At 68.8% G+C, this 10,514-nt stretch carries 3 protein-coding genes; 1 reads left to right on the forward strand and 2 read right to left on the reverse strand.

Annotated features, from left to right (window positions below; genetic code table 11):
* Positions 1-45 precede the first annotated feature (45 nt).
* Complete coding sequence (locus ACWDTI_RS03360) at positions 46-3,369, forward strand: arabinosyltransferase domain-containing protein (protein WP_449736622.1); 3,324 nt, start codon at positions 46-48, stop codon at positions 3,367-3,369.
* A gap of 551 nt (positions 3,370-3,920) precedes the next feature.
* On the opposite strand, the gene ACWDTI_RS03365 is transcribed toward ACWDTI_RS03360, so the two are convergent.
* The gene (locus ACWDTI_RS03365; RefSeq protein WP_449736623.1) at positions 3,921-7,229 is read right to left on the reverse strand and encodes an arabinosyltransferase domain-containing protein; all 3,309 of its coding nucleotides are present in this window, start codon (positions 7,227-7,229) and stop codon (positions 3,921-3,923) included.
* Positions 7,222-10,467, reverse strand: coding sequence for an arabinosyltransferase domain-containing protein (locus ACWDTI_RS03370; RefSeq protein WP_449736624.1), 3,246 nt, complete (start codon positions 10,465-10,467; stop codon positions 7,222-7,224). The genes ACWDTI_RS03365 and ACWDTI_RS03370 overlap by 8 nt, the downstream gene beginning before the upstream one ends.
* Positions 10,468-10,514 lie beyond the last annotated feature (47 nt).

Raw genomic sequence — 10,514 nt, forward strand, 5'->3', positions numbered from 1 at the left:
TCGCCCGCACGGGACGTCACCGGCCAACGGTTACCATCTCTCTTTGTGCCCGAGCTGACGATCCGACGAGCGAAGATCGTCGCCATCATCACCGGCCTGCTCGGCTTCCTCCTGGCACTGGCCACGCCCCTCATGCCGGTCAATCAGACGACCGCGCAGATCAGCTGGCCACAGAGCGGCACGGTGGGCTCGGTCGCCGCCCCGCTCATCAGCTATGTCCCCATCGACCTCGATGCGTCCATTCCGTGCTCGGCCGTCGAGCAGCTCGGCGACGACGAATCGATCCTGCTGTCCACCACCCCGAAGGACGCGGAGAAATCCCCCGAACGCGGCCTGTTCGTCCGCAAGACCGGGCAGCCGGGTGATCCCGCGGACCGGCAGACGGTCGAGGTGGTCATTCGCAACGTCCCGCTCGTGTCGGCGACGCTCGCGCAGATCCGCTCGCAGGACTGCCGTGACATCGTGGTCCACGCCGACTCCGACGCGGTGACCGCGGAGTTCGTCGGGATGCGCAACGACAAGGGCGAGGCGCTGACCGGGACCACCGAGGGCCGCGAGTCCAACACGTACGACAAGGATCAGCGACCGCAGGTCACCGGGCTCTTCACCGACCTCTCCGGTCCCGTCGCGAGCCTGCCCGGGCTGCGGGCGCATGTCACCATCGACTCCCGGTACTCCACCGCGCCGACCGTCCTGAAATGGATCGTGCTCGTCGTCGGCATCGTCGCGACGATCGTGTCGCTGATCGCGCTGGCGGTCCTCGACTCCACCGACGGCCGCAAACACCGGCGGATACTGCCCGCACGGTGGTGGCACTTCAACTCCCGCGACTACGTGGTGATCGGCGCGCTGATCCTGTGGCATTTCGTCGGACCGAACACCTCCGACGACGGCTACCTGCTGACCATGTCGCGCGTCGCGCAGAACGCCCAGTACACCGCGAACTACTTCCGTTGGTACGGCGCACCCGAGGCGCCGTTCGGCTGGTACTACGAGGTGTTCGGCCTGCTCAGCCACGTCAGTGTGGCGAGTCCGTGGATGCGTATCCCGGCGCTGCTGTGTGGGATCGGCGTCTGGCTGATCATCAGTCACGAGGTGCTGCCGCGGCTGGGCCGGGCCGCGATCACCCGGCCCGTCGTCGGATGGACCGCGGCGTTCGTGTTCCTCGCATCGTGGTTCCCGTTCAACAACGGGCTGCGACCCGAGCCCATCATCTGTCTGGGTGCGCTGCTCACCTGGTGTTCGGTGGAGCGATCGATCGCCACCGGACGGTTGCTGCCGGCCGCCGTCGCGTGCCTGATCGGGGCGTTCAGCCTGGCCGCCGGCCCGACCGGACTCCTCGCGGTGGCGGCGCTGATCGCCGGCGCCCGCCCGATGATGATGGCGCTCATCAAACGCGCCCGGGTGATCGGCGGTGACCGATGGGCCTACGTCGCGCTGGTGGCGCCGATCCTGGCGGCGGGCACCTTCGTCGTCTTCGTGGTGTTCTCGAACCTGACATTGCGGTCATTCCTCGAGGCGTCGTCGATGAAGTCGGCGCTCGGTCCGTCGCTGCACTGGTACAACGAGATCGACCGGTACTCGTCGCTGTTCGAGTTCTCCGCGAACGGTTCCATCGCACGACGATTCGCGGTCCTCGCGTTGATCCTCGGTCTCGTCGTGTCGGCGGCGATGCTCATCCGGCGCTCGCGCATCCCCGGCACCGCGCTGGGTCCGTCGCGGCGAATCGTCGGGATCACCTTCGCGTCGCTGGTCTTCCTGATGTTCACGCCCACCAAATGGACCCACCACTTCGGGGTCTTCGCCGGGTTGGGTGCGGCGCTGGCCGCGATCGCGGCGATCGCGGCGAGCAACCAGACGATGCATTCGCGTCGTAACCGCACCCTGTTCGCGGCGCTCGTCGTGTTCATCACCGGTCTCTCGTTCACCGCGCCCAACTCGTATTTCTATTCGTCGGCCTGGGGCATGCCCTGGGGCGTCACCCAGGTGACGTTCGGCATGAAGCTGGCCGATCTGCTGCTGTACCTGTCGCTACTGCTGTTGCTGCTCGCCCTCTGGTTCCACTTCCGGGAGCCCTTCGCCGGCACCGATCCCGCCGACCCGGCGCATCACCATCCGCGCGCCTGGTACCGGCGCGTCTGGGCCACCCTCGCGTCCGCACCGCTGGCATTCGTCTCGGCCGGCGTCGTCGTATTCCTCATCGTGACAGCGATTTTCGCCGGCATCCAGCAGAGCGGCTCGTACTCGGTGCCGCGGTCCAACCTGGAAGCGTTGGCGGGCAAGGAATGTGGGATGGCCGACAAGGTGTGGGTCGAGGAGGACCCCAGCCGGTTCCAGTTGACCCCGGTCGACGGTTCCATCGCCGACCCGTTGGCCGGCCCGGCGATCGCCCCGCCCGATGCGACCCGTCCGGCGACCACTGGGTTCACGTCGAACGGCGTGCCCGTCGATCTCGACACGAGCGCCAGCGAGGGATCGCTGGGGGTGCTCGCCGGGACCGCGGCATCGTCGCCGGATGTGTTGACCGCCAACACCGGAGGCACCGGCGGCGGCATCTCGTCGACCGCCGGCGTCAACGGCAGCTACGCGCAGTTGCCGTTCTTCCTGGACCCCGCGAAGACCCCCGTGATGGGCAGCTATTCGACCACCGATCAGGTGCCCGCCCGACTCACCTCGGCCTGGTACGCCTTGCCGGCCGACTACAAAGACCGTCCGCTGCTGACGTTCTCGGTCGCCGGACAGTACGACAACCCGAACCTGTTGCTGGAGTACACCACCGATCCGGTCGGCCCCGGCACACGCGACGCATCGCTGCACGCCACCGGTGACACGGAGCTGATCGACCCAGGGCCGCGACCCTCGTGGCGCAACGTGCGCGTGACGACCGATTCGTTGCCCGACGACATCACCGCGGTCCGCATCGTCGCGACCGACGACAACCTGTCCTCCGATCGGTTCATCGTCGTGACACCGCCTCGGCTGCCGAGCATGAAGACCCTCGAAGAGGTTGTGGGCCGGGAGGATCCGGTCCACGTGGACTGGACCTCGGGGTTGGTGTTCCCGTGCCAGCGTCCGTTCACCCATCGCAACGGGGTCGCGGAGATCCCCAAGTGGCGGATCAAGCCGGGCGCCGATCTCGCCGCGGCGGTGTCCGCCTGGCAGGACTCCTACGGTGGCGGGCCGCTCGGCTGGATCGAGGTGTCGCAGAAGTCGAACTCGATGGCCACCTACCTGCAGGGCGACATCGGGCGTGACTGGGGATCGCTCGAGCGCTACACGCCGTACAACGACGTCTCGACGCTCGCCGAACTCCAGCTCGGCACCGCCACCCGCAGCGGACTGTGGAGTCCCGCGCCGATCCGGCACTGAGGGTGGATAAGCGAGCCGAGCCTGCACGCTCGGAGCCTGAGCCGAAGAGTCGCCACACCTCGCTGATCGAGTAAGGCCCCGAGCTTGCGAGGGTCCGCATCGAGATCTCGTTCACCGTTGATCTCGATGCGCTCGCTCGCAAGCTCGCGTGCTTACTCGATCAGCGAAAAGGGCTGCGACTCTTCCCACCCCACGCCGGTCGCCTGCGTCGACCCCTAGAACTCGCCACCTGCTCGATCAGCGAATGGACGACTATCCCAGCCCAGAGCTCAGTTCTTGATCGCGCGCATCGGCCCCGGCGTCCACAGGCCGCTCTCGACGTCGGTGGTGAGCGTCAGGTCGGCCCGGGGACCGAAGAGTTCGCCCCATCGCTGATCGAGTAAGCGAGCGAGCTTGCGAGCCCGCGCATCGAGATCTCGTGCGCGGTGATCTCGATGCGGCGCCGGTTCCTGAGTAAGCGAGCTTGCGAGCGCATCGAAGGGCGCTGCGCTCGGTGCCTTACTCGATCAGCGAGAGACGAGTCTCGCCGACCAGCGTGCAGGACGCAGGACTCAGTTTTTGATCGCGCGCATCGGCCCCGGCGTCCACAGGCCGCTCTCGACGTCGGTGGTGAGCGTCAGTTCGGCGGGTACCTGCGGTTTGAGCGGGACGAGGCGTTGCAGGCTGCCCCAGTCCTTGGCCCAGTCGTTGGTCAGGTAGGCCGGCAGCACGATGGGCTGGAGTTCGTTCTCGACGATGCCGAGCGGGCCGCCGTAGTCGCCGGCCATCCAGCGGCGCGAATTGACGCGCTCGCCCTCGGCATCCGGCGTGATCCGCCACATCGGGGTCTCGAGGACGCCGTGGGCGACGCCGGCCGGCCGCTGGCACGGGAAGGCCAGCGCGACTTCCCAATCCAGCAACACGGGGTCCTCGCCGCCCACCAGAGAGTTCAGTGTCACCAGTGGGGTGACCCGGGGAGGAGTGACGGCGAGCCACTGCGCGGGGTCCGGGGAGGTGTCGTCGGCGACGATTCGCACCACCGTCGCCCGGGGCGGGGCCGCGTCGAGGGGGAACCGCAGGTTGCGCCACTCCGGCGCGGTGTTGATGCCCAGGGGTGCCATCGAAGCCGTCGTGGTCACCCGCCCGTCGGGTTCGACGCGGCCGAACTCGAGGCGCACCCTTGCTCCGGGATGGGTGACGGCCAGTTCGTCGACGTATTCGACCTCGCCGGCGACGGACACGGTGACGATCGGCTTGTCGTCGGCGCGGGCCGGCAGCTGATACCAGTCGGAGGTGAGATATCCACGGCCGCTGTCGGTTCCGTAGGTGCCGAGAACCGGCACGGTGCTCGGATTCAGGCCGAACGGCAGCTTCACCGATGACCCGTTGACGCCACGTGCGGAGGTGGTGCCGCCTCCGGTGTCCGCGGATCCCGCCGAGCCGGAGACCTCCTGCTGGGCTGCATTGGGGTCTGTCTGGGTGCGGTCGACCTGGGCGGAATCGCCGCTGTCGGAGTCGCTTTCCAGATGTGCCGAGACCCCGTCGGGGTCGAATCCGACCATGCCCTGCCCGGCGAGCGCCGCGCCCGGAGATGGATCGGCCTGCCCGGCAACATGTGCCGGTGCCAGGACACCGGTGTTGGGGTCGGCCTCGACGAGCACCGCGTCGGCCAGCGCACACGGCTTGCCGCGCATCGCGTCGATGTTGGAGCTCGTCCACGACCATGAGCCCTCCTGCGTGCGAATCGCTTTCGCATAGGACACGAAGGTGAACAGCAGGATGACCGCGGAGATGATGGCCAGGGAGTAGGTCGGTATCCGGCCGATGATGCCGCCGCCGGCGGTGGCCGAGGTCGGCTCGCCGCGTTCGTCGAGACGGTCGTCGCGGTAGTACTGCCATGCACCGTATGCGGTGAGTGCCACGGCGACAACGAGAATCGGCACGTAGAGGCCGATGCCCCGGATGTTCGGGGTGTCGTCGCCCCACGGCATGCCGTAGCTGCCGACGTACCACCACTGGTTCCGTCCGGCGAATGCGACGGCGAGCGCATACGCACAGCCGGCGGCGGCGAAGGTGCGGTTGCAACGGCGCGTCATCACCTCCGGTCGCAGGAAAGCCGTTGCGGCCGCGGCGAGTACACCGGTGAGACAGGCGAACGCACCCATCTGGTGAGTGGCCTTGGTCGGCACGAACGCGAGCACCGCGACCGCGCCCGAGGTGACCGCGATCAGCCGCCACAGCGGTGCGGTCGCCACCCCCGGCACCCGACGCCTGCTCAACAGGGTCAACACGATGACGATGACCGCGAGGATGGTGACGAAGATGCCGACGCGGCGGGCGATCGACCCGTCCGGGGTCGGGTTGAGCAGGATGTAGTACCGCATCGCCTCGGTCCACCACTTGTTGGTGGGTCCGACGATGCCCTGCACCTTGACGCCTTCGAGGATCGCCGCGAGCGGTTGGTCGGCGAAGATCTCGTAGAAGATGGCGAGCCCCGACGCGAGGATCGGCATCAGCAACGGCAGCGGGCCGTCCCGCTTCCAGCGCTTGCGCAGGCGGGTGAGCAACGGGCGAATCGCGGCGAGCAGCGGCAGGATCGCGATGGCCCCGGCCGGATGGATGGTCAGTGTGAGGGCGGCGGACACGATCGCCAGGGTCAGTGGGAAGAACCGTCCGGTCGCGATCGCCCGTTCCACCAGCGCCCAGGTGAGCAGGATGCCCACTGCCAGGGCGGGTTCCACCCGCAGACCGTTGTTGAACGGCAGCCACACCGCCAGGAATCCGAGACCGGCGGCCCATCGTGCGGCGGTGGACGTGCGTACCGCCTGTCCCAATCGCGGTATGGCGACACGACTGATCAGGAACCAGCCGGCGAGCGCGAACAGCAACGGCAGCAGGCGCAGCCACGGCGTCGCGATGCTGACCTTCATCCACAGGGCCAGATACTGGTAGTGCCAGCCGAAGGGATCCTGGGGCACACCGAAATACCGGTAGTAGTTGTCGAGGTACCCGGCGCCGGGCGCGACTCGTCCGACGGTGACCTGATAGCCGTCGTCGGCGGTGTTGCCGCCGATGAACAGCCAGACGACCAGCACTGCGGTGACGGTGACGTCGACCCAGGTCGGCCTCCACCATCGCGCCGGCAGCAACCGCGGCAGGCGACGGCCGTCCCGCGCGTCGAGGACGGCGAGGGCGAGCATCGACGCGATGGTGGCCAGCACACCGATGACGAGCAGCGCACCCTTGAGCGGCGTCGGACTCGAACTGAACCGGGTGTCGATGGTCGATCGGTAGGAAAGACCTTCTGTGGACGCCGTTTTCGGCAGGTCGGTGTAGACGCCGATGATCTGCGGGCGGGCGTTCGGGTCGTCGAGGCGGAATCCGGGTGGTGCGCCGCCGTCGGTGGCGAATCCGTCGACCGAGCCCCGGCTCCCGGTCCTGTCCGCATGGATCACGATGCGACAGTCGGGGTTTCGTTGTGCATCGGCACGTGGAACCGAGATCAGCACGGCATTGCGCTGGGTGACCAGGAGTCGGTCGGTGGTGGCGCGGATGAAGAGACCGACGGTGCCGGCCTCGGCGCCGTTCTCCGGGACCGTGGACAGCAGCACTCCGCCGCCGGCGGGGAGGTCGGCGGCCAGGCGGCACGGCACCGTGATGTCCATCGAGACCGGCACGAACGCCACGTTGGGGGCGGCGACGTTCTCGATCCCCCCGGATTGCGGCCACACCAGTTCCGTCTTGGTGTAGCTCACCGGGAGGAACGGCGCCGCGAGCGCCAGGAGAACGCCGATCGCCCCCGCGACCACCGCGACGATCTTCGCGATGCGGATTCTCCCGGTGTCGGTCACCCTGCCATCAGCCACTGTGCGGTCAGTCATTCTGCGGCACCACCCTGATCGCTCCCGGCCGGGTCCAGCCCCAGGTCGTCGTGGTGCCCGTGGTCACCGTCGCCGGTTGCGCACCCTCGACGATCGGCGAAAGTCGTTGCAGTCCGCCCCAATCGCGATACCAGTCGTTGTCGAGATAGGTCGCCATGGTGTCCGCCCGCGTCAACGCCTCGGGCGTGGTGAGGATTCCGCCGTTGATGCCTGCCTGCCAGGTCTTGGATTTCGAGTTCGTGGTGACCTGATCGGGCACGATGCGCCACCGCGGGATCTCACTGACCCCGGCGTGGGTGGTGATCGAATGCTGACACGGGAACTGGCTGCCCACGGACAGATCCAGCAGCACCGGCGTCGTGGAGCCGACGACCTCCTCCAGCGGCGCCAGCACCGGTGCACGCGGCGGCGTGAAGGCCAGCCACTGATCGGGAGCGAGGTTGTCGTCGGTGGCGACGATACGCATCGCCGTGGCGTCGGCCGGGACATCGGCCATCGGGATGCGCAGGTTGCGCCACGGCCGGTTGGGGCGGTCGGGCCCGGGATCGATGGGGATGTAGGGGGCGCCGATCTCGGTGAACGTCCCGTTCTCGTCGCGTCCGAACTGCACCTTGAGCGATCGCCCGGGCGTGACGACGCCGTCTTCGTCGACGGAGAACACCGGGCCGGCAGCGGTGATCACCAGCAGCTTCGACGACGACCGATCCGGCAGGCGATACGGCATCGAGGTGAGTTCGGCGGTGCCGTTGTCGTGGCCGTAACTGCCGAGCACCGGTGTCGTCGTCGCGTCGAGACCGAAAGGCAGTACGCCGCCGAGGGTTCCGGGCGGCCCGCCGGACACGACGAACGGCCGCGACAGGTCACCGGAGGTGTTGATGGTGCCCGCGCCCAGCGACGTCGCGTCGGGTGTCAGGTCGCCGGCGACCCCGTCGGGAGTGAATCCGGTGGATTCGCCGCGCAGGGCCGCGTTGCGGTCGTTGGTGCCGATGGGTTGCAGCGCACCACGATTCGGGTCGTCCTCGACGAGAACCTGATCCGCCATGCCGCAGGTGTGCCCGGCCAGCGCGCGCAGGTTGGCGCTGGCCGTCGTATAGGTGTCCGACCGCACGACGGCCGCCTTGGCGAACAACAGCAGCTCACCGACCACCACCAGGGTGGCGATCACCAGCATCGGCGCCGACGCCACCGCGCTGCTCCACCGCGACACCGGAACCCGGCCGTCGTGTCGCACACCGCGCTCGGCGTCGACGTCGATCCGGAGGTGAAACCACATGGCGACCGCCAGCGCCAGCACGGTCAGCACGAGGAACACCGACGACAGTTGCACGCCGGCGAGCGACGGCGCCTTGTCGAAGAACGCGATACCGAAGTCGTAGGCCCAGCCCCAGGCGTTCTTGCCGGCGGTGGCGACGGCGCAGGCGAACATCAGCACCGCGATGTACATCCACAGGTTGCGCGGGGAGCGGCGCGCCGATTGGGCGACACCGACCGTCGCGACCGCGGCCATGGCCGCCGCGACGCCCGCGTAGATGCCGAACTGCACGGTCCACTTGGTCGGGGTGAACGACAGCAGCAGCACACCGAGCAGGGCGGCGCCGATCAGCCGCCACACCGGGCCCGGGTCGACGCCGCGGATGTGCTTGCGCCGCAACATCAGGGCCAGGGTGACGAACAGGCCGGCGACGAACAGCAGCATCGGCACCCGGCGCACCAGCGAGCCGTCGACGGTGGTGAGCGAGAGGTAGTAGTAGCGGAGCAGTTCCTGGTACCAGACCAGGGTCGGGCCCACCGAGTAGCGGATGCGCAGCGCTTCGGCGATGCCGGCCAGCGTCTGGTCGCGGAACACGACGATCACGACGAAGGCGACTGCCGCGCCGATCGGCGCGATCAGCGGCAGGATGCCGTTCTCGCCACGTCGCCGGCGGATGGTGCGCAGCATCGGCCGCGAGCCGGCCAGCAGCAGCGCCACCGCGATGACGCCGTGGGGCGCGAGCGCCACCGTGAGGCCGGCGGCCAGTGCGGCGCCGGCGGCCGGCAGCATCCGGCGGGTGGCGATCGACTGTTCGACGCCCCACCAGGTGAGCAGCGAACCGAGCACGATGACGCCCTCGCTGCGCAGCCCACTGTCCAGGGGCATCCAGAACGCCAAGAACACCGCTGCCGCGGTCAGCATCGCCCATTGGGAGCGCCGCACGGCACCGCCGAGCCGGGGCAGCAGCACGCGGCTGAGGATGAACCAGCTCGCCAGCCCGGCGAACAGCGCGGGCAGCCGCATCCACACCCCGGCGGTGGAGATCGACGACCAGTGCCCCAGGAAGCTGTAGTACCAGTCGAACGGCGCCTCGGGGATCCCGAAGAAGCGGTAGTAATTCGCGAGGTAGCCGGCATCGGGTGCGTTGCGGCCCATCGCCAGGATGTAGCCGTCGTCCGACGAGCCGGCACCGAGGAAGTGCCAGGCGACGAGCGTGACGGTGACCGCGACGTCGGCGACCCGCGGGTCGAACACCCGTCGCAGGTCGGTGCGCCCGACCCGCCGGTGATACCCGTTGGCGACATCGAGCACCGCGATGGCGACGAGACAGGCGATGACCGCGAGCACGCCGACGATCATCACGAGCAGCTTGATCCAGGTGGGGCTCGTGTCGAAACGGTTGTCGATGTCGAGGTGGACGGACAGACCGTCGGCGCGGGCCCGCTGTGCCGCGGCGGGGTCGAGGTCGGTGAAGATCCCCGAGACCTGCGGCCGTTCGCCCGGTTCGGCGGTCCCCACCCGCCCGGCACCCACCAGCCGGGCCTCGACACCGGCCGGGGACGACGTCACCTGCAGCCGTTCGCAGCGGGCGAGGTCGGCCCGCGGCACCCGCAGCAGGTCCTTGCCCCGCAGCGTCACCGCGAGGACATCCGCGGTGGTCTGGACGAACAACCCCTTCTGCGCGGCCTGTAGCGCCGCCGACGGCACGGTGGAGACCACGACGGTCGACGCGTCGGACGGGGTCTGCTGGAGTGTGCGACAACCGACGGTGATCCGCATGTGGGCGGGCGACTGCGCGACCAGCGGCGCGGTGACCGACGCCGACGGTGCGGTCGCGACCGCGCGGGCCGGCCAGTCGACCGCCGCCGTCCGCGTGGTCACCGGCAGCAGCGGCGTCAACACCGCCGCAACGATCGCAACCAGTCCGGAGACGGTGGCGATCGTCGCCCACAGGCGCGTCGTCGCGGGTCGGGGATCAGCAGTCATCAGATCGTGACCCTAGTGGACCTGGGGTGCCTGAAAAGAATCGCGGT

The sequence above is a fragment of the Gordonia sp. NPDC003424 genome (genome assembly GCF_053588655.1).